At 61.6% G+C, this 24,081-nt stretch carries 20 protein-coding genes; 8 read left to right on the forward strand and 12 right to left on the reverse strand.

Annotated features, from left to right (window positions below):
* Position 1: 1 nt before the first annotated feature.
* From ACM530_RS04085 to ACM530_RS04095, 3 genes are read right to left on the reverse strand one after another with little or no spacing between them, the layout of a single operon-like run.
* Positions 2-868, reverse strand: a complete 867-nt coding sequence (locus ACM530_RS04085; protein ID WP_145161515.1) for an alpha/beta hydrolase — start codon at positions 866-868, stop codon at positions 2-4.
* The gene (locus tag ACM530_RS04090) at positions 865-2,259 is read right to left on the reverse strand and encodes an aspartate aminotransferase family protein (protein ID WP_106579418.1); all 1,395 of its coding nucleotides are present in this window, start codon (positions 2,257-2,259) and stop codon (positions 865-867) included. The genes ACM530_RS04085 and ACM530_RS04090 overlap by 4 nt, the downstream gene beginning before the upstream one ends.
* Entirely contained in the window at positions 2,252-2,950 is a 699-nt protein-coding gene (locus tag ACM530_RS04095) for an MtnX-like HAD-IB family phosphatase (RefSeq protein ID WP_416364308.1), read from the reverse strand. The genes ACM530_RS04090 and ACM530_RS04095 overlap by 8 nt, the downstream gene beginning before the upstream one ends.
* Positions 2,951-3,191: 241 nt before the next feature.
* Here ACM530_RS04095 and ACM530_RS04100 point away from each other — a divergent pair, with 241 nt between their 5' ends.
* Entirely contained in the window at positions 3,192-3,962 is a 771-nt protein-coding gene (locus ACM530_RS04100; protein WP_262210526.1) for a MipA/OmpV family protein, read from the forward strand.
* A gap of 246 nt (positions 3,963-4,208) precedes the next feature.
* On the opposite strand, the gene ACM530_RS04105 is transcribed toward ACM530_RS04100, so the two are convergent.
* The gene (locus tag ACM530_RS04105; protein ID WP_106579421.1) at positions 4,209-4,862 is read right to left on the reverse strand and encodes a DsbA family oxidoreductase; all 654 of its coding nucleotides are present in this window, start codon (positions 4,860-4,862) and stop codon (positions 4,209-4,211) included.
* A 55-nt stretch (positions 4,863-4,917) separates the two neighbouring features.
* A complete protein-coding gene (locus ACM530_RS04110; protein WP_145161506.1) occupies positions 4,918-5,937 on the reverse strand; it encodes an alpha/beta fold hydrolase in 1,020 nt (339 codons plus the stop codon).
* A gap of 182 nt (positions 5,938-6,119) precedes the next feature.
* On the opposite strand from ACM530_RS04110, the gene metR reads away from it, so the two are divergent.
* Positions 6,120-7,037: a transcriptional regulator MetR gene (metR, locus tag ACM530_RS04115; protein WP_057012200.1), complete on the forward strand. Its 918-nt coding sequence runs from the start codon at positions 6,120-6,122 to the stop codon at positions 7,035-7,037.
* A 113-nt stretch (positions 7,038-7,150) separates the two neighbouring features.
* Here the strand turns inward: metR and ACM530_RS04120 are convergent, their stop codons facing one another.
* From ACM530_RS04120 to ACM530_RS04145, 6 genes are all read right to left on the reverse strand, one after another.
* A complete protein-coding gene (locus ACM530_RS04120; RefSeq protein ID WP_416364309.1) occupies positions 7,151-7,657 on the reverse strand; it encodes a GNAT family N-acetyltransferase in 507 nt (168 codons plus the stop codon).
* Positions 7,654-8,067, reverse strand: a complete 414-nt coding sequence (locus tag ACM530_RS04125; RefSeq protein ID WP_242194438.1) for an NUDIX hydrolase — start codon at positions 8,065-8,067, stop codon at positions 7,654-7,656. Before ACM530_RS04125 ends, ACM530_RS04120 begins: the two co-directional genes overlap by 4 nt.
* A gap of 47 nt (positions 8,068-8,114) precedes the next feature.
* Positions 8,115-9,461: an HD domain-containing phosphohydrolase gene (locus ACM530_RS04130; RefSeq protein ID WP_145161500.1), complete on the reverse strand. Its 1,347-nt coding sequence runs from the start codon at positions 9,459-9,461 to the stop codon at positions 8,115-8,117.
* 168 nt (positions 9,462-9,629) lie between these two features.
* Positions 9,630-9,902 carry a type B 50S ribosomal protein L31 gene (locus tag ACM530_RS04135; RefSeq protein ID WP_145161497.1) on the reverse strand — a complete coding sequence of 91 codons (273 nt, stop codon included), beginning with the start codon at positions 9,900-9,902 and terminating at the stop codon, positions 9,630-9,632.
* Between the two features lie 101 nt (positions 9,903-10,003).
* A complete protein-coding gene (locus ACM530_RS04140) occupies positions 10,004-11,329 on the reverse strand; it encodes an APC family permease (protein ID WP_416364310.1) in 1,326 nt (441 codons plus the stop codon).
* A gap of 254 nt (positions 11,330-11,583) precedes the next feature.
* A complete protein-coding gene (locus tag ACM530_RS04145) occupies positions 11,584-12,405 on the reverse strand; it encodes a carbon-nitrogen hydrolase family protein (protein WP_416364311.1) in 822 nt (273 codons plus the stop codon).
* A gap of 93 nt (positions 12,406-12,498) precedes the next feature.
* Here ACM530_RS04145 and ACM530_RS04150 point away from each other — a divergent pair, with 93 nt between their 5' ends.
* The 5 genes from ACM530_RS04150 to ACM530_RS04170 all read left to right on the forward strand — a co-directional run bounded on the left by ACM530_RS04150 (position 12,499) and on the right by ACM530_RS04170 (position 16,818).
* Positions 12,499-13,263, forward strand: a complete 765-nt coding sequence (locus ACM530_RS04150; protein WP_145161489.1) for a helix-turn-helix transcriptional regulator — start codon at positions 12,499-12,501, stop codon at positions 13,261-13,263.
* A gap of 27 nt (positions 13,264-13,290) precedes the next feature.
* Positions 13,291-14,910 carry an FMN-binding glutamate synthase family protein gene (locus ACM530_RS04155; protein WP_262210537.1) on the forward strand — a complete coding sequence of 540 codons (1,620 nt, stop codon included), beginning with the start codon at positions 13,291-13,293 and terminating at the stop codon, positions 14,908-14,910.
* Between the two features lie 11 nt (positions 14,911-14,921).
* A complete protein-coding gene (locus ACM530_RS04160) occupies positions 14,922-15,206 on the forward strand; it encodes a putative quinol monooxygenase (RefSeq protein ID WP_145161484.1) in 285 nt (94 codons plus the stop codon).
* Positions 15,207-15,264: 58 nt separating this feature from the next.
* Complete coding sequence (locus ACM530_RS04165) at positions 15,265-15,561, forward strand: cupin domain-containing protein (RefSeq protein WP_242194452.1); 297 nt, start codon at positions 15,265-15,267, stop codon at positions 15,559-15,561.
* Positions 15,562-15,693: 132 nt separating this feature from the next.
* On the forward strand, positions 15,694-16,818 hold the full coding sequence (locus ACM530_RS04170; protein ID WP_416364312.1) for an OpgC family protein: 1,125 nt from the start codon (positions 15,694-15,696) through the stop codon (positions 16,816-16,818).
* Between the two features lie 47 nt (positions 16,819-16,865).
* On the opposite strand, the gene ACM530_RS04175 is transcribed toward ACM530_RS04170, so the two are convergent.
* On the reverse strand, positions 16,866-18,278 hold the full coding sequence (locus tag ACM530_RS04175) for an amino acid permease (RefSeq protein WP_145161475.1): 1,413 nt from the start codon (positions 18,276-18,278) through the stop codon (positions 16,866-16,868).
* 454 nt (positions 18,279-18,732) lie between these two features.
* Here ACM530_RS04175 and ACM530_RS04180 point away from each other — a divergent pair, with 454 nt between their 5' ends.
* Positions 18,733-24,066 (forward strand): hypothetical protein, encoded by a 5,334-nt coding sequence (locus tag ACM530_RS04180; protein WP_416364313.1) that lies wholly within the window; start codon positions 18,733-18,735, stop codon positions 24,064-24,066.
* The last annotated feature ends 15 nt before the right edge of the window (positions 24,067-24,081 follow it).

Consider the following 24,081-nt stretch of genomic DNA (forward strand, 5'->3'; position numbering starts at 1 on the left):
CTTAAGCCCGCTGTCGATAGTCTACGGGCGCCTGGATAGCCTCGGCATGTTGCTCGACAAACTCGGCGCTCAACTCGATCACGCGTCGGTATTGCAGGTCGACGGTGATCATGTGGTAGCAGTTGTCCAACAGAATCTTGGTCACGGGGCCGCCCAAATGGCGCTCCACGTAGTCGGCGTTCCAGCGGCTGGTGATGTCGTCCTCGATGGAGTGCAAAACCAGCGCCGGCACCTTGACCTCGGGCATGCGTTTCTTGACCACGGCGTTCATGCGGTGCAACTCGCGCACCGTAATGCCTTCCATGGTCAGCAAACCGGCTTCACTGCTCTCCCCTTCCTTCATCTGACGCTCGACGATGGCCCGCAGGCGCTCGTTCTTGATGCCGTAAGGCGGCTTCTCTTCGAAGCGGCAGATGTGTACGCCGAAAGGAATCTTCATTAACAACGGCGTCAGGAATGCCAGTTTGTTAATGCTCCAGCCGTCGTACTTCAAGGTGGTGGAATACATCAACAGCCCGGCGACTTGCCCAGGGTGTTCGGCGGCCACGTACATCGACATCACCGCGCCCATGGACAAACCACCGACAAACACTTGCTCGTGACGTTGCTTGACCTGCACGAAGGTGTTGCGCACGCCTTCGTACCAGTCCAGCCAGCCGGTAGCTTGCAGGTCGCTGTTGTCGCCGCAATGCCCGGCCAGGGTGGGCACGTACACCGTGCAGTTACCCGCCTTGGCCAAGCCTTTGGCGACCTGACGCAATTCCGTCGGGGTGCCGGTCAGGCCGTGGATCAACAGGATCCCGACCGGACCTTCACCGAGAACGAAGCCGGCATCACCTTCACCGAGGTCGATCCCGGAGGCATTCACCGTTTGGTCGCCCGTACCAGCAGTTGCTCGAGCAGCTTCAAGCCCAGGTCGATTTCCGGGTAGCTGATTTCCAGCGACGGCGCCAGGGTGATCACGTTTTTGTAGTAGCCGCCCACGTCGAGGATCAAGCCGAGTTTCTGGCCATCGACGACCATGTCGCCCTTCATGCCTTCTTCAACCATGTAATCCAGGGTCGCCTTGTCTGGCGTGAAGCCATCCGGGCCACAGATTTCGCAGCGCAGGGCCAGCCCCAGGCCATCGACGTCGCCGATGATCGGGAAACGTTTTTGCAGGTCTTGCAGGCCTTCCAGGAAGTATTTGCCCTTGGCCATGACCATCGCGCCGTAGTCGACTTCGCTGGTCATCTTGAACATTTCCAAACCTACCGCCGTGCCCAATGGGTTGGAGGCAAAGGTGGAGTGGGTCGAACCTGGTGGGAAGATCTTCGGGTTGATCAACTCTTCACGGGCCCAGATGCCGCCCAGCGGGTTCAGGCCGTTGGTCAGCGCCTTGCCGAAGACGATCACGTCCGGCTGCACGTCGAAGTGCTCGATCGACCACAGTTTGCCGGTACGGTAGAAGCCCATCTGGATTTCGTCGGACACCATCAGGATGCCGTGCTGGTCCAGTACATGCTTGAGTTCGCGGTAGAAGTTCATCGGCGGGATCACGTAGCCGCCGGTGCCCTGGATCGGCTCGACGTAAAACGCTGCGTATTCGCTCTGGCCGACTTTCGGGTCCCACACGCCGTTGTATTCGGTCTCGAACAGACGGGCGAATTGCTGCACGCAGTGGCTGCCGTATTCTTCCTTGGTCATGCCTTTGGGGCCGCGGAAGTGGTACGGGAACGGGATGAACTGCGCGCGCTCGCCGAAGTGGCCGTAACGGCGACGGTAGCGGTAGCTGGAGGTGATCGACGACGCGCCGAGGGTACGGCCGTGGTAGCCGCCCTCGAAGGCGAACATCAGGCTCTTGCCGTTGGTGGCGTTACGCACCACCTTCAGGGAGTCTTCGATGGACTGCGAACCGCCGACGTTGAAGTGCACGCGACCGTCGAGGCCGAACTTCTTCTTGGCGTCGACCGCGATCATTTCCGACAGCTCGATCTTGCCTTTGTGCAGGTACTGGCTGGCGATTTGCGGCAGGGTGTCGATCTGCTGTTTCAGCGCATTGTTCAGGCGCGGGTTGGCGTAGCCGAAGTTGACGGCCGAGTACCACATTTGCAGGTCGAGGTAGGCCTGGTCTTCGGTGTCCCACACGTAGGAGCCTTCACAACGACTGAAAATACGCGGCGGCTCGATGTAGTGAACAGTGTCGCCGTAGGAGCAGTACTTGGCTTCTTTATCCAGAAGGATCTGGTCTTCGGCAGTGGCGATACGGATATCAGACATGGTGGAAGAGTTCCTGGTTGTCAGCAGTAAAGGTGGTGGCGTTGGCCGCGATGCCCTGAGGCAGCTTGGCCAGCAATGCGGTCACTTCGGCGAAGGTGTCGAAGCGCGCGTGAGGAATGTCGTTGGCCTGGCAATAGTCGGCCAGGCTGCCTTTGGCAAAGACGAAGTCGGCGGTGGAAGCCACGCACATGTCGGACTTGCCGTCGCCGATCACCAGCACGCGCTTGTTGCGCGGGGTGGATTTGCACTTGCAGTTGCCGGAGGCGGCACGGCAGGCATCGCTGGAGTACGGGAAGTCGATGCGCCAGCTGTTCTGGTCGACCTGGCGCAGGCGGTTGGCGAGGATCGGCAGCAAGGTCACGTAGTTGCGCGACAGGATGCGCGCGATGCCTTGTTCGATGCCGTCGCTGACCACTTCGATGGTCGCGCCCAGGCCCATGACGTGATCGACGAAGTCCGGGAAGTCCGGGTCGATCTCGACGCTGTCGAAGTACGACAGCAGTTCCGCCGGGGTTGCTTTGATCAGCGCCAGTTGGCGGCTCAGGCATTCGCGGGAACCGATATGCCCATCCAGCCATTCCTGTTCGATGGTTTCCCACTCGGGGCCGGCGAAGCGTTGGAGGACGTTGTCGATGACGTCGGTTGGGGTGATGGTCCCGTCGAAGTCACACACGATATGCCAGTGGATCATTGCCTTTCCTTGAGTTGGAGGGCTTGAAGAAAATCGCGCTCTTTGCGCTTGCAGGAGGGGTAGAGCAGGGATTGTGCCAACTGGCTAAAAGCCCGCAGGGCTGGGGTTTTGGCCGATGGCCCGAGTGTTTTGTGTCGCAGGAGCTACAATTTTTGTAGCTTGCTACAAACAAGATGAGTGCTTGCGTCAGGGACGCCCTTCGCGCGTGAATGCGCGCATGTTCAGATAAGGAAATGGCTCCATGTTCAAGGTTACTTCTGCTGTATTCGCCGGTTTGCTCGGGCTGTGGGGTTTTTCCAGCACGGTATTGGCCGACGGCATTACCGGCGAAGTGGGCGCGGGTGTCAGCTATCAACCCCACGACCCTACCGGCAGCCGCTACGAAACCCGGCCGATTCCCTACTTCGATCTGGACTGGGGCAGTGTCAGCCTGGGCACCGACGACGGCCTGACCTGGAGCGCGCTGAACACCAACGGCATTACTGCCGGCCCTTACATCAATTACCTGCCGGGCCGCACGGCCAATGGTTCGCTGCGCGGCTTGCGCGATGTGTCGGACATGGCGGAAGTCGGCGGCTTCATCCAATACGCCCCGGCCGAGTTCTGGCGCGTGTACGCGCAGGTCGGCCAGGCCGTGGGCGGCGGGCGTGATCAGAGTGGCGTGCTGGGCAAACTCGGCGGCGAGCTGGGTTACCCGTTGGGTGGCGGCATCATCGGCAGCACCGGCCTGATGGCGCACTTTGCCGATGCGCGCCAGACGCAGACCTTTTTTGGCGTTGACGACAAGGAGTCTGCGGCTTCGGGCATTCGGGCCTATAACGCCAGTGCGGGTTTCCAGAACCTGACGTTGACCCAGAGTTTTGAATTCCCGCTGGATACGCACTGGTCATTGTTGACCAGCGCCAGTTGGACGCACCTGGTGGGGTCGGCGGCCAACAGCACCATCGTCAAGCAGACGGGTGATGTGAACCAGGGGCAGGTGCAGACGGCGATCAGTTACAAGTTTGAGTGATGGGCTGGATGTGGGTGGCTGGCGGCCGGCCCACCGCCTTCGCGAGCAAGCCCGCTCCCACACTTGAAGCTCAGTGCATCAGGTGTACTCGGTCAAATGTGGGAGCTGGCTTGCCTGCGATGCAGGCACCTCGGTACATCAGGCACACCGAGTTGATGCTATCGCAGGCAAGCCAGCTCCTACAGAAAAGCAGATCTGCTTTTGCTTCAATCACTCAGGACAGGTACACAAGGCCGCGAAGACCCATCAGCCCTTGGCCTCACTGATGATCTGACGAATCGCCCCAACAAAGGCCTCAGCCGGCTGCCCCCCACTGACCGCATACTGATCGTTGAACACGATCGTTGGCACCGAAGTCACCCCTCGGGAAATCCACAGCTGCTCTTGCTCGCGCACCTCTGCGGCGTACTCATCGGAGGCCAGAATCTGCGCAGCACGCGTGACATCCAACCCAACACTTTCAGCAATAATCGCCAAGGTCGCAGGGTCGGACGGGTCTTGCCCATCGCTGAAATAAGCCTTGAACAGCGCTTCCTTCAGGTTGTACTGCAACCCTTCCAACCCGGCCCAATGCAGCAAGCGATGCGCATCAAACGTGTTGTAGATACGACTTTGCCCGTCAGTGCGAAACGCAAAGCCCAACGCCGCACCCAAGTCACGAATACGCGCACGGTTAGCCTGCGATTCCTCTGCGGTGGAGCCGTATTTTTCAGTGATGTGCTCAACGATGTTCTGCCCGATAGCCGGCATATTCGGGTTCAGCTCAAACGGCTGAAAATGAATCTCGGCCTGCACCTCGGCGCCCAGCTGGTCCAACGCCTCAGTCAGCCCGCGCAGGCCGATAATGCACCAGGGGCAAGACACGTCGCTGACGAAATCGATTTTCAGGGGAGTACTCATGGTGGGCAACCTCGCTGGCATTGATGCGCCGTAAACGTTGCACGATACACCAACTTCACAACACCTTCGAAGGCTGCCCCACATCAATCTGCGCCCAGTGCGCGGCATCTTCGCGATGGGCTTGCAGGTACGGCAACACCGCCGCCAGCAACGGCGCCTTGAACGCCTCCTGAAAACGATGCGCCAGGCCGGGAATCAATTTCAATTGGCTGCCCTGGATATGCGCGGCCAAATGCACACCGTGCATCACCGGCAGCAACGGGTCGGCAGTGCCATGCACCACCAGCGTTGGCACACGCAATTGATTGAGCAGCGGCACACGACTGGGCTCGGCGAGGATCGCCATGATCTGGCGCTTGACCCCGTCCGGGTTGAAGGCGCGGTCGTAGGACAGCGCGGCCTGATGCAGCAACACCTGGCGATCGTCCTTCACCAACGGGCTGCCCAACGCCGCCAGCAAGTCGGCCTGTTGCTCCAGCGCCACTTCCCGGTTGGGCGCGCTGCGCCGCGACAGCAACTGCACCAACGCCGCACTCGGCGCCGGCAGGCCTTCGGCGCCGGAGCTGGTCATGATCAGCGTCAGGCTCTCGACCCGTTGCGGCGCCATGGCCGCCAGGTGCTGGGCGATCATGCCGCCCATGCTCGCACCCAGCACGTGGAATTGGCGGATCTGCAACGCGTCCATCAAGCCCAGGGCGTCGTCGGCCATGTCGGTCAGCGTGTAGGGCGCCGCCACCGGCAGGCCGAGTTTGTAGCGCAGCACTTCGAAGGTCAGGTTGGCACTGGCCGGCGCCTGGCGCCACGTGGACAAACCGACGTCACGGTTGTCGTAGCGAATCACCCGAAACCCTTGTTCGCACAGCGCCACGACGACTTCGTCCGGCCAGTGGATCAACTGCCCGCCCAGGCCCATCACCAGCAGCAATGCAGGGTCGGACGCACGGCCGATGCTCTGGTAGGCGATGCTCACCTGAGCCAGGTCGACCGTTTGCGTCGGGACATTGACGTCACATCGAGAAGCCGCAAAAGACGGCAGGCCGAACAATAAAGCGGCCAGTAAACACAACACGCGCATGAAAAACACCGAAACACAGAACCCCAGTAGAGCGCGAGTCTGATGAAGTTTGTTCAAGCGCGCTGCCACAGTTGCGTGACAGTTTGATGAACGGCGCCCAGCGGTCATGATCGACACGCCTTGCAACATGAGACAAACTCACGCCATTGCTGTTTTTCACAAATCGTCTTCATGGAGAGCCCGTGCTCGAAATCCGTCACCTCAAGACCCTGCACGCCTTGCGCGAAGCCGACAGCCTGGTCGAAGCCGCCGAGCGCCTGCACCTGACGCAGTCGGCGCTGTCCCATCAGTTCAAGGAGCTGGAAGAGCGCCTGGGCATGCAGCTGTTCGTGCGCAAGACCAAGCCACTGCGCTTTACCAGCGCCGGCCTGCGCCTGCTGCAACTGGCCGACGCCACCCTGCCCTTGTTGCGCGGCGCCGAGCGCGATATTGCGCGGCTCGCCGGCGGCACCGCCGGGCGTTTGCACATGGCCATCGAGTGCCACAGCTGCTTCCAGTGGCTGATGCCGACCATCGACCAGTTCCGCGATGCCTGGCCAGAAGTCGAGCTGGACCTGGCGTCCGGCTTCGCCTTCGCGCCACTGCCGGCGCTGGCGCGGGGCGACCTGGACCTGGTGGTGACTTCCGACCCGCTGGAATTGCCGGGCATCACCTACGTGCCGCTGTTCACTTACGAAGCCATGCTGGCCGTGGCCAACCAGCACGCACTGGCGAATAAATCGTACATCGTGCCCGAAGATTTGCTCACCGAGACCCTGATCACCTACCCGGTGGAGCGCGATCGGCTGGACATTTTCACGCGCTTTTTAGAGCCGGCCGACGTGGAACCGGCCCAGGTGCGCACCTCGGAACTCACCGTCATGATGATGCAGCTGGTGGCCAGCGGCCGTGGTGTGTGCGGCATGCCGCATTGGGCGCTGCATGAGTACAGCTCGCGCGGTTACGTGAAGGCCAAGCGGTTGGGCGAGAAAGGGCTGTTCGCGACGTTGTATGCGGGGATTCGTGCAGACATGCTGGACGCGCCGTACATGCGCGACTTTTTGCTGACGGCCAAGGACACGTCGTTTTCCACGTTGGATGGCGTCAGCGCAGTGCGCTAGCCGACACAGATTAAAAATGTGGGAGCTGGCTTGCCCGCGAAAGCGGTGTGTCAGTCAACTTATCTTTAACGGGTCCGCCGCCTTCGCGGGCAAGCCCGCTCCCACATTGGCCATCATCCGTCGTTCAGCTCACGCCACATGTGGATCTTGTCGAAATAATCCTCGCCCACCCGCACCGCCAGTGGCTCCAGGCCGTACTGGATGAAGCCGCAGCGCTGGTACAACGCGAAGGCGGCGTCGTTGCCGGCGGTGACCGTCAGCTGAATCAACTTGAGGCGTGAGTGGCGGCGCGCCTCGCTGAGCGCCGCTTCTACCAACTGGCGGCCCACGCCCTTCTGCTGATAATCCTGGTTCACATACATGCCGAACAAGGTCACCTTGTGCCGCGCTTTCTCACGGGGCTCGAACGCCAGGCCGACAATGCCGACCAATGCGTCCCCCTCAAAAGCCCCGAGCAGCCGATCCAGCGGACTGTCGACGCGCTTTTCCCACCAGCTCAAGGGCATCAGCGCGCGCTCCGCCACGCTGGAGGTGAACGCCTGCGGATAAGCGCCATACGCCTCAAGCATCAACGCCCGATAAGCCTCGGCGTCGTTGGCGCCAAGCGTGCGTACCATCATGCGTCGCAGGTCAGCGATGCGCGGTAAAACGGCAGAATCACGTCGCGCGTCAACGGCGCCAGTTGCAAACCGCCGTCACCGGCTGGGTCGATCCAGCGCACTTCTTCGATTTCGGCCGCGGGCGTCACCGCCACGTCGATGTGCACCTGGAACAGCTCGGCGTTCACGGTGAACCCAGGCTCATTGGCGGCAGGGGCCGAGAAGTGACCAAGGTAGACGGCTTGGCTTGGCTCGATGCGCAGGTTGAGTTCCTCAAACAGCTCACGGGCCAGGGCTTGGGCCGGTTGTTCGCCGGCGTCAATCTTGCCGCCCGGTTGCATGAACGCCTGGGTGCCGCGCTTGCGCACCAGCAGGGTTTGGCCGTCGCTGCCAATCAACAGCGCGGCGGCGATGCGGATAGTCGATGTCATGTAAAAACCGCCTTGAATGCAAAGGCGCAAGGATCACAGAAAGTGCGTTATTCGCAAAGCAATCCTTCATGCCCTGCTTTGATAAACACGCTGTACCTGGCGCCTTCCATCGTCTCAAAGGCAATCAGCTTGTCCACCAGCGGCAGGTTCAGCACCTTGCCGGCGTTGAGCAGCAGCATGCCGTTATCGGCGTTGAGGTTGCGCGCGAGCACCATGCCCTCCTCCAGCTCGCGGGTGCCCAGCACCCTGACGCTGGGGTCGCCCAGGGTCACGTCATTGAGGTACGTGGCGCAGACTGAAACAAAATCTTCGACCATGTCAGGGTCGTAAAGGCGACCGGCGTATTTGCGGATGTAGAGCAGCGCTTCGTCGCTGTTCATCTGGCGTTCAAGGATCAGGCCTTTTTGCAGCTCGATAAAGTCCACCGCCAGTTTCAACAGGCGCGAACCTGCGGGAATCGCGTCACCCTTGAGGTGATCGGGAAAACCGCTGCCGTCCCAGCGTTCCTGATGATGGCGGATAAGCCGCGCTGCGTCTTTCATCGGTTCCAGGGTCATCAGCAACGATTCGCTCTGGGTGGCGTAAGCGCGATAACGCTCACGGTCGCTGCTGTGCAACAGGTCTGAAGGCGAGGCCATCATGCTGTCGCTCCAGCTCAACTTGCCAATGTTGTAGAGCGCGGCAGCCATGGTCAGGTCGCGGTTACTGGCCTCATCTACGCCATGGGCCACACACCAGGTGCGCACCAATTCGATGATTTGCCGGTTGGTTTGCTTGGCCCGCGGTAAGCGCAGGTTGGCCAGCAACGAGAACACCTCGGTGCCCGTGGCGTAGCTGTGTTTGAGCTCTTCGTAGGCCAGGTCGAGCATATCGGCGGTTTGCTGCAATTCACTGGTGCGAGAGGCAACACGTTTTTCGAGGGTGGCGTTGAGCTGCTTGAGTTCATCGTTCTGCGCCTGGATCAGCAGCTCCAGGCGCCCACGTTCGCGCTCCGAATGCTGATGGGCCAAGGACTGACGCAGGGCCAGCAGCAGCTCTTCATCGTTCCAGGGTTTGCTCAGGTAACGATAGATCTGGCCTTCGTTAATGGCTTTGACAATCAGCGTCAGGTCGGTCTCGCCGGTCAGCAGGATGCGCACCGTGTGCGGGTGGTGTTGGTGGATGTGTGCCAGCAACGACGCACCATCCATGTCCGGCAGACGCGCGGCGCTCATCACCAGGTCAATGGGTTGAGTGGCGAGAATGCCCAGGGCATCAGCAGCGCAGGTGGCGCTGTGCAGTTCGAAGGGCTCCAGGCTGAGCAATCGCTTGAGGCTGTGCAAAACATCCGGGTGGGCGTCGATCAACAGCAGCACTGGACGGTTGGCATCGATAAAGGTCACTGACTCTCCCATGGGACACCTCGGATCGTCGATCTGCGTTCCTTACGGTCTGGGACAATGCCTCCTGGCGATTACCAGGTAGTTTAGTTGGTTTTTACAAGGTGATGGCCTTGCGATATCAACGCATAAAAAAAGCCGCTCCAAATGCTGGAGCGGCCTTTGAGGTGAAACGTGAAGCCCTCACGCCTCGGCGTTTTTCGGGCTGGTGCCAAACGAAGCAAAGCGCTTGTTGAACCCGGCAATCCGGCCTTCGGCCTGAGTCTTGCGCTGCTGGCCGGTGTAGATCGGGTGCGAGGCGCTGGAGACGTCCAGCGGGATGTAAGGGTACGTGTTACCGTCGCTGTGTGTGTGGGTGCGCTCACTGTCGGCCGTGGAGCCGATCAGGAAGAACACGTCGGCGGCGGTGTCGTGGAACAGCACGGTGCGGTAGTCGGGATGGATACCAGTTTTCATAGTGCCTCCGGGGCGTTTGAGTGCAATTAATGTGTTACACAGTAACACAAAATCATGCACCCAAACGAGAACCGATTGCAATAAGAATAGACCTGTCGCTTCTATGCAGCTTCCTGGAAGTCCATTTCCGGCGGCTGTTGCGAGAAGCCGCGCGTCAGGAAACCTAGGTAAACCAGGCCGATCGCCAACCACACCACGCCCAGGTAAATCGCCAGATGATCGAGGCTGACCATCAGCCACAAGTCCGCCGCGAGGCCGATGGCCGGGAACAGCAGGAACAGCATCAACTCACGCACGCCACGCGCTTTCGCGCCGATCCAGTAGTGAAAGATCACCGACAGGTTCACCAGGCTGAACGCCAGGAACGCCCCAAAGTTGATGAACGAGGTGGAGGTGGTCACATCCAGCTTCAATGCCAGTAACGCCACAACCCCACACAACAGGATGCTGTTGACCGGCGTGCCGAAGCGCGCATGCAAGGTGCCAAAGAACGACTTAGGCAACACGCCGTCGCGCCCCATCGCGAACAACAAGCGCGAACCGCTGGCCTGGGCAGACAGCCCCGAGGCGAACTGGCCGACGATCAAGCCAATCAGGAAGATCGACACAAACAGGTCACCGCCGACATTGCGCGCGATTTCGTAAGCCGCCGAATCCACATCGGCAAACTCGAACGACGGATGCGCGATCTGCACGAAATACGACACGCCAACAAAGATCAATCCGCCGATCAAGGTGATCAGCATGATCGCACGCGGAATGGTACGGCGTGGGTCGCGGGTTTCCTCGGTCAGCGTGCTGACCGCGTCAAAGCCCAGGAACGAATAGCAGGCAATCGCCGCCCCGCTCATGATCAGCGGCATGTGCATCTGGCCGTTGAAGAACGGCGCGACAGTCCACAGCGGCTTGCTCGCATCGCCCCCGATGTAATGGATGCACAGCGCGACAAACGCGATCAGCACCAGGAACTGCACCAACATCAGCAGCGCATTAATGCCATTGGCCAGTTTCAGACCGATGATATTGATCGCCGTGGTGACGCCGATAAACGCCAGCACCCAGATCCATTGCGGCACCGCAGGGAATGCCGAATGCAGGTACGCCGCCCCGATCAACCAGATGGCCATGGGCAAGAACAGGTAGTCGAGCAACACCGCCCAACCGGCGATAAAGCCCAGTTTCGGGCTGATGGCCTTGCGCACATAGCTGTAGGCGGAACCGGCCACCGGAAAGGCTGATGCCATGCGCCCGTAACTCATGGCGGTAAAGAACATCGCCATCAGGGCGGCCAGGTAAGCGGCCGGCACCATGCCGCCGGTGGATTGCGCGAGGATGCCGAAGGTGCCGAGCACAATGATCGGCGTCATATAGGCGATGCCAAACAGCACCACCGACCCTAACGACAGGGTGCGTTGCAAACGAGCCATGAGCGATTCTCCGCTGATTTATTAGATTTATGGCAGAACTGAAGTCGGTGAAGCAGATGTCATTTTTCTTATGATCAAGCGTGTTTACTGTGGCGAGCGCGGCTTGATGTGGCGAGCGGGCTTGCCCCGCGTTGGGTTGCGCAGCGGCCCCATTACATTCACTGCATTTCTCCAGGCAAACCGCGGTTGCAGGTTTTAGGGCCGCTTCGCGCCCCAACGCGGGGCAAGCCCGCTCGCCACAAAAAGGGTCAGCCTTAATTGTGTGGAATCAGCAGTTCACGCGTCCCGTCCGTGCGCTCAATCACCTCACCCGGCAATTTCAAGCGCTGATCGTCGAGGTAGCGGTAGTCCTTGCGAGCCGCCACCAGTTGGTCAAGATCCAGCTCGACGGTAAATTGCCCTTCCTCGCGCCCGGCTTCGAACAGCAGCGTGCCAATCGGGTCGACCAGGGCACTGCCGCCGGCGAACAACAGGCCGCCATCGCCCTCTTCCACGCGATTGACCATCAGCGCAAACGCCTGGTTTTCCTGGGCGCGCGCCATGATCGCGGTGCGGTGCGTGGGGCCGTAAGGATCCATGTTGCCGTTGGTGACGATCAGCAGTTCGGCGCCCAGTTGCGCGTTGGCGCGGGCGGTTTCCGGGAACTCGATGTCGTAGCAAATCAACAGGCCGACGCGCACACCGTTCCACAGGCAAGTGGCATAGCGATCACCGGGCGTGAACACGCCGCGATCCGAGGCCCACAGGTGGGTCTTGCGATACCGCAGGGCAATGCCCTCGGGGGTGATCAGCAACGTGGTGTTATAGAATTGGCCGGCGTCGCTCTCGGCCATGCCGATCACCACGGCGATATTGCCTGCGCGGGCCGCCTCGATAACGGCCTGCACGGTCGGGCCATCCACCGGCTCGGCGATGTCGGCGACGGTCTCGGCTGACGGGAAGCCCATCAGGTGGGTTTCCGGAAATACGATCAGTTGCGTGTCGGCGGCGCAGGCAGCAATTGCCGCCAAGGCGCGCTCAAGGTTGTAAGCTGTGCCGTTATCACGACCTGCCAACTGGGCAAATTCGACCTTCATGGGAAGTCCTGTTGTTTTATCTGTGGCGCAGTATGCGCAGCCGCACCCGTCGGGGAAATCACGCCGCCGGGGTAACCCTATGGGGGTAGACGAATGACAGTCTCGCTGCAAGACATCGCCTGGCACCGTTCGGTGGGGCAAATGATAGACGCCCTCGACCAGGCCAACTTCTGGACCCAGCTCGTGCGCTTGCTGGACAACTACGTGCCGTTCGACAGCTGGGTGGTATTGCTGTTCAGCAACGCGCACCGCCCGCTGGTATTCGCCGAATGCCCGGGCGCCGACGGCACGCCGGACCAGTTGTTCCAGGACTACCTCAACGGCCTGTACCTGCTCGACCCCTTCTACATCGCCAGCCGCGAACACTCACGCACCGGGCTGTTTCGCCTGGCCGAAGTCGCGCCGGAGCACTTTGAACTCACCGAGTACTACCAGCGCTACTTCCGCCTGAACGTGGTGGCCGATGAAATCCAATTCAATTGCCAGCTGCCGGATGGGCGTACCCTGTGCCTGTCCCTGGGCTCCAAACAGCGGTTTGACCCGCAGCAGATCGCCCTGCTGTCGCTGATCCAACCCTGGGTCTTGAGTTTGCTGCGCCAGCGCCTGCCCTATGAACTCAATCAGGTCAGCGCCCCGCAGCCGCCGGTGCAAACGGATGACTGGGGCGCGCAACTCACCGCCCGCGAGCTGGATGTGGGCCGCTTGATGCTCAGCGGTTGCTCCAGCAAGGAAATCGCTCGTAAGCTGGAAATCTCTGTTGAAACCGTGAAAGTCCATAAGAAACACATGTACAGCAAGCTAGGGATCAAATCCCAGTCGGAGCTGTTCTCGATCTTTCTACAGGCGCAAAACGCCTAGCCGATGAGTGAACCCAAGGAAAACCGTATGAGCCTGTCGTTACTAAGCCGTTACGCCTTCTTTGCCGTGTGCGTCATTTTCACCCTCGCCAGCCTCCCCTTTATCGAACATGAATGGCTGTGGCCGATCACCGTGGTCACCGGCGTGCTCAGCCTGATCGGTCTGCTCGACCTGCTGCAAAGCCCCCACGCGGTGCGCCGCAACTACCCGATCCTGGGCAATATCCGTTACCTGGTGGAGGCCATCCGCCCGGAAATCCGCCAGTACCTGCTTGAATCCGACAGCGATGCGCTGCCCTTCTCACGCGCGCAACGCTCACTGGTTTATTCGCGCGCCAAGAACGAAACCGCCGACAAACCCTTCGGCACCCTGATCGACGTGTATCAATCCGGCTTCGAATTCATCAGCCACTCCATGCGCCCAGCGCCGTTGAGTGACCCGAGCGCGTTTCGCGTGATGGTCGGCGGCCCGCAGTGCAAGCAGCCGTACTCGGCGTCGGTGTTCAATATCTCGGCCATGAGCTTCGGCTCGTTGAGCGCCAACGCCATTCGCGCGTTGAACCAGGGCGCCAAGCTCGGCAACTTTGCCCACGACACCGGCGAAGGCAGCATCAGCCCGTACCACCGCGAAAACGGCGGCGACCTGACCTGGGAACTGGGCAGCGGCTACTTCGGCTGCCGCACCAGCGACGGCCGCTTCGACCCGGAACGCTTCGCCGCGCAGGCGCAGAACCCGCAAGTGCGCATGATCGAAATCAAGATGAGCCAGGGCGCAAAACCCGGCCATGGCGGGATCCTGCCCAAGCACAAGGTCACCCAGGAAATTGCCGAGACGCGCGGCATCATGATGGGCGAAGACTGCATCTCGCCGTCGCGCCACAGCGCGTTTTCCACGCCGATTGAAATGATGCAGTTCATCGCCCAACTGCGCGAACTGTCCGGCGGCAAACCGGTGGGCTTCAAGTTTTGCCTGGGCCACCCGTGGGAGTTCATGGGCATCGCTAAGGCCATGCTCGAAACCGGCATCCTCCCGGACTTTATCGTGGTCGACGGCAAGGAAGGCGGCACCGGCGCCGCGCCGGTGGAGTTTACCGACCACATCGGCGTGCCGCTGCGTGAAGGTCTGCTGTTTGTGCACAACACGCTGGTGGGCCTGAACCTGCGTGACAAGATCAAGCTCGGCGCCAGCGGCAAGATCGTCAGCGCATTCGATATCGCCAGCGTTCTGGCCATTGGCGCCGACTGGGCCAACGCCGCGCGCGGCTTCATGTTTGCCATCGGCTGCATCCAGTCGCAGAGCTGCCACACCAACAAGTGCCCGACCGGCGTCGCCACCCAGGACCCGCTGCGCCAACGTGCGCTGGTGGTCCCGGACAAAGCCCAGCGCGTGTTCAACTTCCACCGCAACACCCTCAAGGCCCTGGCAGAAATGCTCGCCGCAGCCGGTCTGGATCATCCCTCGCAGCTGTCGGCCAAGCACCTGGTGCGACGCATGTCGGCGACTGAAATCAAACTGTTCTCGCAACTGCATGTGTTCCTCAAGCCCGGTGAATTGCTCACCGGTGAAGTAAATGGCCAGTTCTATTCGCGCATGTGGCAGATGGCACGCGCGGACAGTTTTGAGCCGAATGACGTCGAAGCTGCGTGAGGAGACCGGCCATGCTCAAAGTTATCGCTGAAGATTTCATCAAGCCCGAACACGTGGAAACCGTGCGCCCGTGGTATGCCGAACTGGTGGAAAAAACCCGCCTGGAACCGCTGTGTATTGCCTACGAGCTGTTTGTCGATCAGAAAGACCCCGGGCACTTCGTGTTCATCGAGCTATGGCCCGATCAGGCCGCGCTGGATGCTCACTGCCAGACCGAACACTTCACCCGACTGGTGCCGCAGATCAATGCACATCAGGCCAAGCCCTGCCGGTTCGTGTTGATGGATGCGTTCTAAATTCCTTATTGCTGCTGAACCGGACCACCGACGGCATCGTTGAAACCAGGAGATTCACATGCCGTTACTCGACTTCGCCGCCCTCGCCGGGCAACTGCCCGACAGCTGGAAATCCACGCGCCTGGGCCAGGTAGGCCCGGCGCGGATCAAGGTGTTGCGCATGGATGAGCAGGCCTACGAGGAAGAAACCCACGCTTACAACGAAGGCCTGCTGGTGATCAGCGGCCAGTTGCGCCTGAGCATCGGCGACGAGGAAATCCGCGTGCAAGCCGGCCAGATGTACCTCGTCGAAGCCGGTATCGCCCACGCCGTCCTTGCCGGTAGCCAAGGCACATTGGTGATCATTGATGTCTAGAGACATTCAGTAATACCCAGCCTTTGCAATTGCTTACAAATACCGCCAACCTGCGCCCGCCCGACGTGCGGCGTGCGACAACGCCGCCGTGCACCTGTCATTACTAAACTATTTGTTCAAGAGCCCGCTGCCATGCTGAACGGACGCGACCCGCGCATCGATTTTTTTCGGGGCCTGGCGTTGATCTTCATTTTCTGGGATCACGTCCCCCACAACCCCCTCGGCCAGATCACCCTGCGCAATATCGGGTTCAGCGACGCGGCTGAAGTCTTCGTGTTCCTTGCCGGCTACGCCTCGGTGCTGGCCTACGGCAAGGTCCTGCAGCGCGAAGGCTACTGGATGGCCTGCTTGAAGATCCTGCGGCGCACCTGGGTGTTGTACGTGGTGCACATCTTCCTGCTGGCAATGCTGATGGGCATCGTGTTTTTCGCCAACAGCCATGTGGAAACCCGCGACCTGGTCGAAGAGATGGGCCTGACGCATTTCGTCACCCACCCGCAGCAAGCGCTGGTGGATGAATTGCTGTTGCGCTTCAAGCCGAACCTGATGGACCCGTTGCCCCTGTATATCGTGCTGCTGGCGGGCTTGCCGCTGGTTCTGCCGCTGCTGCTGCGCAAGACCTGGCTAGTGGTCGCGGTGTCGATGGCGGTGTACCTGCTGGCGCCGCACCTGGGCTGGAACCTGGCCGCCATTGCTGACGGCGTGTGGTACTTCAACCCGGTCACCTGGCAGTTTCTGTTTATCCTGGGTGGCGCAGCGGCCATTCACGGGCAACAACCCCGCGCGCAGGATAATCGGCCACTGCTGCGCCAGCCGTTGTTCGTCACGGCGGCGGTCTACGCACTGGCGGCGGGTGTGCTCACCCTCGCCTGGCGTTGGCCTGAGGTGCACGACGCGTTGATGCCAGCGGCCTTGAGCGAACTGCTCTACCCGATCAGCAAGACCGACTTGTCACCGGTGCGACTGCTGCACTTCCTGGCGCTGGCCTACGTCACCGCCAAACTGTTGCCCGGGCGTGCCTGGACACAAAATTGGCTGGCCCAACAGACCTGCCGGATGGGGCGTTATTCGTTGGAAGTATTCTGCCTGGGCGTCTTACTGGCGCCGCTGGCGGATATGCTCAACGCCCTGGCTGGCGATGCCTTCACTATGCAAATCGTCACCGCACTGGTTGGCGCCGCCCTGATGGCCGCGCTGGGGGCCTGGCTGGAATTCAACCAACGCCTGAGCCAATCGCCGCGCGTGGCCACCGCCTGAACAACAAAAAGCCCCGATCCCGGGGCTTTTTGTTGTGCGCCTGAACGTCAGGCTTGAGCACGCGCCGCAGCATTGATGGGCTGCAACTTGAACACGTAGAACAGCACGGTCAGCAGCACCAGGAACACCGGGCCGACATACAGCGCCACGCGCGTGTCCGGGAAGTACGCCATCAGCCCAACCACCAGCACCAGGAACGCCAGCGCCAGGTACGAACTGACCGGGTACAGCCACATACGGTACTTGAGGCCGGCTGCCTCGGCCGGGCTCAGGCTTTTGCGGAATTTAAGCTGAGCCAGCAGGATCATCAGCCAGGTCCAGATCGCGCCGAAGGTGGCGATGGACGTCACCCAGACAAAGACTTTCTCGGGGACCATGTAGTTGAGCAACACGCCCAGCAGCAGCACGAAAATCGACAGCAGCAACGCCTTGCGCGGTACGCCGTTGCTTGAGGTGGTGCCGAATGCGGCCGGGGCCTGACCGTTCTGCGCCAGGCTGTAGAGCATACGGCCGGTGCTGAAGATGCCGCCGTTGCAGGAGGACAACGCAGCCGTGATCACCACAAAGTTGATGATGCCGGCGGCGGTCTTGATGCCCAGTCGCTCGAAGGTCATCACGAACGGGCTGCCCTGGGTGCCGATTTCATTCCATGGGTAAATCGACAGAATCACGAACAACGCCCCCACGTAGAACAGCAGGATGCGCCAGAACACCGAGCCGATGGCGCTCGGGATAGTCTTCTGCGGGTTCTTCGCTTCACCGGCAGTAAGGCCGATCATCTCGACGCCCAGGTACGCGAACATCACCATTTGCAGGGACATCAACACACCGGTCACACCATTGGGCATGAAGCCGCCGTGGGCCCACAGGTTGGAAATCCCCAGCGCCACACCGTCGTTGCCGAAGCCGAACGCGATGATGCCGACGCCGCCGATCACCATGGCAATGATCGTGACGATCTTGATCAGCGCGAACCAGAACTCGAACTCACCGAATGCCTTGACCGCAATCAGGTTGATCGTGCCCATGCTGACCAGGGCCGCCAGCGCCCAGATCCAGCGCGGCACATCGGGAAACCAGACGCCCATGTAGACGGCAACGGCGGTGATTTCTGCCACGCAGGTCACCAGCCACAGGAACCAGTAGTTCCAGCCGGTCAGAAAGCCCGCCAACGGGCCGAGGTAGTCCTGGGCATAACGGCTGAACGAACCGGCGACGGGGTTATGCACCGCCATTTCGCCGAGCGCGCGCATGATCACCAGGATCGCCAGGCCGCCAATGATGTAGGAGAGCATGATCGCCGGGCCGGCCATTTCGATGGCCTTGGCGGAACCCAGGAACAGGCCGACACCGATACAGGCGCCGAGGGCCATCAGGCGAATATGCCGTTCGCCCAGTTCACGTTTCAGCGGGCCGCCCTGAGCGGTCTCGCCATGGGGCAGCTGATTGCCAACTGGCATAGGGGTACAACCTCGTCTTGTTATTGGATATGAACCACCGAGCGTTGCGCACGCCAGGCCGGTAAGCCGGGGGCGAACTTCAACCAGGCCTGTTTCGTGGACAGGCGCGTCCGGCAGCGCACAGCCTGCGGGATCGGCGGGGGTGCAGTATAAAAAGCCGACACTAGGGTCTTTCACTCTAAAAATGACTAAATTCAGCGATAAATCTGGGTAAATACGCCTTTTACAAGCAAGCATTACCTGCCTTTACGCATTTATCAGGTCATCGCGAGGGCCGCGAGTATTGCACAGTGATGGTGCAGCGTCATGCCTGGGCCGACGCCCTCTGGCTGGCAACGAAGGCTCTGGCCCAAGGCTTCGAGCTCGGCCACAGGCAAATCGGAAACGTCATGATCCCCCCGCCAACGGCACTCCCTCAGGATGATGCAATTGCATCCATGCACAGGGAAAATCAATGGACACGCCTACCGAGCGCCTCGAGCAGGGCCGCACCCGACGCCAGGAGGGTGACCAGCACATGGTCACTATCCTGATCAATCATTTGAATTCCACCAGCGCCGAGCCGCTGCTGATACCGCCCCATTCGTCGCCAGGTTGCTGGCTGCAACTCTGGCGCCAGGCCATTAACCGCCCGCGCTTCATCGCCTGGGCCCGGCAACGGAACATCGACCTCGCCAGCCTGACCCTGGCCAATGGCACCCTGACAGACCGGACGCGACACACCTGGACCCTGTGGGACGACGCGCCAGGGCGCGCTCTGGCCCTTCCCCTGCTGACCATCGCCGACATACTCGACCCCGCGGCCACCGGCCTGCCGTACGGGCCGATGACTGTGGGCGAGAACACGCTGCAATTGCCCGCCAGCCAGGTGCTGCGGTTTTACGGTTACCCTCAGCCGCAGACCCGGGGGCAGCGAATGATCGTCATCCAGGCCCTCGATCAACTCAATCCTTTCGCCAGCGCCAGCCCAACGCTGGCGGATGATTTCGAGCGGCTGAACCAAGACCTGCTGCGGCTGGCCGACAGCCTGGAGGCTGCTGCGAGCGAGGCGGGTTTCAACCCGCAAACCGCTCACCGCCACAGGCTGACCCTCGACTCCGGCTCTTTTGCAGCCAACGCCCAACAAACCGGCGCAGCGCTGTTGGATTACATCACCCGTCATCAGGACTTCCTGGCGCTGGAGCCGGTTCACGGCCTGCAGCCCGGCCATTACACATTCGATCCCGATACCCGCCAGCTCACCGGCCAGCGCGCCAATGGCGCACAGGTAGCACTCGGCATCGAATGGCTGTTGCCGCTGCCATTGGCAGGCCGTCTCGAACAACTGGTCAGTGTGGCGCAACAGCTCGGCACCTCTATTCACCAAAGCGGCCAGTTCAGCGTGGCGCAGTTGCTGCAGTGCCATAACCTGGCAGTGCCCACCACGCCAGACGCGGCCAGGGCGCTGAGCCTGCGCCTGCGCGCGTCGCAGCCCCTGCACGTGCTGCCGGTCTGCGACTTCGCCGGTGCCGATATTGCGCTGATGCAGCAACGGCACTGGCAGCGTCTGGACCATGACCGCGACCATGCCGCGGCGGCTTTGCGCACGCTGCTCGAGGGCAAAGCCGCTGACGCCGTGATTGCCACGCACGCGCCATTGCTGCAGGCCTCGGCCGGCGACGCCCATTTGCATCCGGCGCTCGCACCTGCGCCGCGCACCGAAGCGCGCAGCCTCGCCCAGCTTCTGCAAGGGCACGGTCTTGCCGTTCCGCGTACCGCCGGCGACGCCCTCGGTACGCTGCAAATCCTCGAAATGACCCTGCCGCGCAGCACTGAACACGCTGACTATCGACAGGGCTTGCCCTTAACGCCTGACCAGCGTGAGACCGTGCGAAATGCGGTCAACGCCTGGCTGCCGCGCACGAGCAGCAGGCTGTTGGAATATCTGGCGGGGCCCTTGTTGGCCGAGCTGTCGCGAAGCGCGATTCGCACCCAGGCCGACCGGTTGCTCAAGCTCATGCTCAGGCGCCCTCCTGCCCGGCAACTGGGCCGACGGTTGCTGGAGGCACTGGGCGGATACGGTCAACACCCGCACGAACACACCAACAGTGCCAGCCTTGAAAACCTGGTGCTGGCCGCGCTGATGATCGAACTCGACCCGCTGCAGGATGAACAGCGTTACGTTGTCGCGGGGTTCGACCTCGCCGAAAGCAGCCAATGGGGCCGCTCCCATGCGGCCCTGCGTGAAGACCTGGAACTGCACTTGATACGCAGCGGCGCCGTCTCGGCTGAGGCCACGCCGCTGGCCGCCCACCTGCTGCTCGCGGGGGCAGCGCCGGAGTTTTTGGTGCGAGAACTGCCGGCCACGTTGCGCTTCATGACCTCCACCCACTGGCTGGTGTTCAGCCAAGGCGTGGCGATGGCGCACAGGGTCGCGCCGGGCTCACCGCAGCACCTGAGCTACAACGTTGTCATCGCCCTGGCGTCACGGGAGGACACCTCGCCCGAGCAGCAACAATGGCGCGAATACACCGCAACCCAAGGCCTGCTCGATTGGGCTGTCGCCCAGGGTGAGCTGACGCAACAGGCCGACGGCCGCTACCCGATCAGCGAGATCGACGCGGCGAAAGCCCGACTGCAAGCGCGCCTGGAGGCACTGAAAAGCGCGTTCATGACGTTCGCCAGCGACCTTCCGACGCGCCGGTCGGTGGCGCTCGACGACCTGCGAAAAGTCTTCCCGGGCCACCCTCGCATCAATACGCCCGACCTGCGCTGGGCGTTGGGGTCGCGCCTGCAACTGAACCTCGGCCTGGCGTCCAACGGCCCACCCCGTTGGCATAACGTGCCTTACCTCAGCGAGCACTCCCTGGTGGACTTGCACAGCCAGGGCTGGCTGCAGCCTTTTTCGCGCCACTGGGCATCGGTTCACCCACACCTGAACCTGAACCTGATGCGCAGCGCGTTCAGCCGTCTGGGGCATGTGAATACGCTGTTCGAGGCCGCCTTCGACGCCCACATTGATCGCCTTAAACAGGCGTACGCCACCACCATCCAGGACCTGTTGGCACAATTACCGCTGGCCGAGCGTGCCCGGCTGCCCATCGGCGAGCTGCAACTGCTGGTGCTGAGCAAGGCGGCCACCAAGCCAGAAGCCCTGGAAACCCGCGAGGAAAAAAGTGCCCGCGTCGGGCGCTTCGGCATCCTGCTGCGCTGCACCCTGCCCCACGCGACCCACGATTACGAGTTGTTCCCACTGCTCAACCGCCTGCATAAACGCAGCGGGCCCGCCCTGGTGTTTGACCTGGGCGGCAAGCCCCTGTCGGTCACCACCGGCCGACCAGGCTCGGTTCAACCCGTCAGCCGCTTGCACACCGGCAATCAACTGGCCGTCGACTGGCAAGCCTACGAAACCGGCAGCGCACCGCGGCCGAACGTGTTCTCCACCGTGGTCGTCGAGCAGCTGTGGCAGCAGGGCCCCACACCCGATGAAAGCGGCGCCCCGCGGTTCGGTTCGGCGATCCTGCGCAGCATCACCCAGGCCATTGTCGAGCGGCATTTTTTTCTCGACGTCGAAGCCGCACGACAACAGGCGCATGGCGCGTCCGCCGAAGATGAGTTTGAACGCCACCACGAAGCATTGACGCAGCGCCTCAAAATCCTCGTGCCGTTGTGGTCGTGCGGCCAGGACATCGCTTCGGGCGATCCACACCGCATGACCTATGGCAGCTACCAGTGCCTGCTCGACCTGTTCAGCCTGCTGATGCCCGCCCGCGCCTACTCGTCGGCCGGCCTGGCGGTATTGAAAAGCACTGCCCCGCTGCCAATAAAACTGCTGCAACTGGGCAAAGCGAGTACGCACCTGCTGCACGTAACCCTCAACCCCCTCGACCACATTCCCCGACTTGCCAGAGTGGCCCGCAACGGCCTGGTCAGGCTGGGCAACGACGCGTGGCACACCCTGAGGCAAGCCATCGAGCAAACCCAACGCTGGACCGCCAACACGTCGTTGCGCGAGTACGTGCGCTGGCTGTCCAGGGCCGACATCGGCATCGGTGCCGTGCTGGGCGGGAGCGACTTTTCGCGCATTGTCGCGGTGATGCGCGAAAAGCAGTGGTTCGCCTTCGACCCTTTCAGCGCGAGGCCCTATGGGCCACCGCTGGCGAGCTTTCGTCTGGACAGCGCCCTGAGCGTGACACCGGTGCACTGCGTCAACGGTTACCAGGCGCGCGTCACCGAGCGCCTGTTTGACACTCCGCCATTGCTGATTCCCCGCGCCACCGCCACGGATTTACTGGTTGACGGCAAGGTCATGCGCCTTGAACACAGTGCCCCGACCCACTTGGACGACCTGGCATCGCCCGCCCATTTTCGCGTAGAGCACCATTTCGACACCCGCTGCACGCCCACCCGAAGAAAACGCAACGCGCCCCCCTTCATCTGCTTCACCAAACGGCTGTCTGCGTTTGCCAACTCCATTCATCAACGCCGCGTGCAAGCGCTGGAACATATCCGGATCATTCCCGCGCCCGGCCAGGGCGGTGCAAAACAGCGACTGGCGTATCACCACACCGTTTACGAAGTCAGCCGTGACGACGTCGCCTTTGAGCTGACCCAGGTCGCGGCACCGCCGTTGATCTATCGCCGCCGCACGCTGGGCACGCTTGTCGATGAACCGCAATTCGGGCTGCCCGACGACCAACTGGACAACCTGCTGGGCCATGAAACCCGGGTGGTGGAACTGCAAGGCATCGCCGAAGGTATTGATGACACGCGCGTGCTGCGGGCCATGGTGTTCGAACTCTCCCGGCCTGGACCGATCCCCGGCCCACGCTGGGTTGTCGAGGCCGACACCGGTGTGTTCTATGAAGTTATCCAGACCGCCAACCCGCCAGAACTGGTCTTCGATTACCTGGACTTCAGCCAGGGCGGCGAGCACGCGCGGCTGATCCACGCCTTCTGCGATTACAAGCGCGATTACCTGGACATCGCCGAACTCATGCCCACGCAACCACTGGTGGCGCTGCCGACGCTGGAGGTGTTGTACCGGCAACTGGCGGCCCGCGGTTTTTCTGACGGCACCTTGGCAAGGCTGCGCCATACCGCCAGTACCCTGACCCCCCTCAAACAACGGGAATTATTGTTGAACGCGTCCAGCCAGGGACAGCGTCTGGATGTGCATGTCGCCGCCAAACCCTTGCAGCTGGATATATGGCCGCCACGCCCGCTAGTAGCCGGCGGCCCCAGCGCCGCGCAGATCAACGAGTACCTCGCGCAGAAAGCCCACGCCAGCACGCTGGCACTGGTCGAAAGAACCGGAGTCGGCGCCGCCAACCTCGTTACCGATGCCGTTGACGACCTGGCGCGGTTGCGGATCGCGGCCCCCGTGGTGTTGTGGCAATACTCCCTGGTCGGGCAGCCCGACTACACCGAGATCATCCTCAAGACCGGCGCCGGCAATTGCGACCAGATGGCCCATGTCGCCCATGAACTGATCCGCACCAACGGTGGTGTCTCGCAGATATGGGGCTCGCGTCCGCCTACCCATGCCTTTGTGGTGGTCGGCAAAACGCCGTCAAGCCTGGTCGAGACCCAGGACTTCAAGGAGGACGACTGGCAAGGCCTGTGGATCTGCGACCCCTGGGCCCGGATTGCCTGCCCGGCCAATCAGTACCCGAACGCGTTTAACGAGCGGGTGCGTGACTGGTCCGGCCAGCACATGTCGGTTTACTACAAGGGCCAGTGGGAGCGAATCGAAAACTCCAGCTGGCTGGCGGACTGGAACCGCGGCCTGAAACTTTCATGGAGCTAGCAAGCCCGCACACAA

This window comes from Pseudomonas sp. NFX183 (genome assembly GCF_047943075.1).
GTDB lineage: Bacteria > Pseudomonadota > Gammaproteobacteria > Pseudomonadales > Pseudomonadaceae > Aquipseudomonas.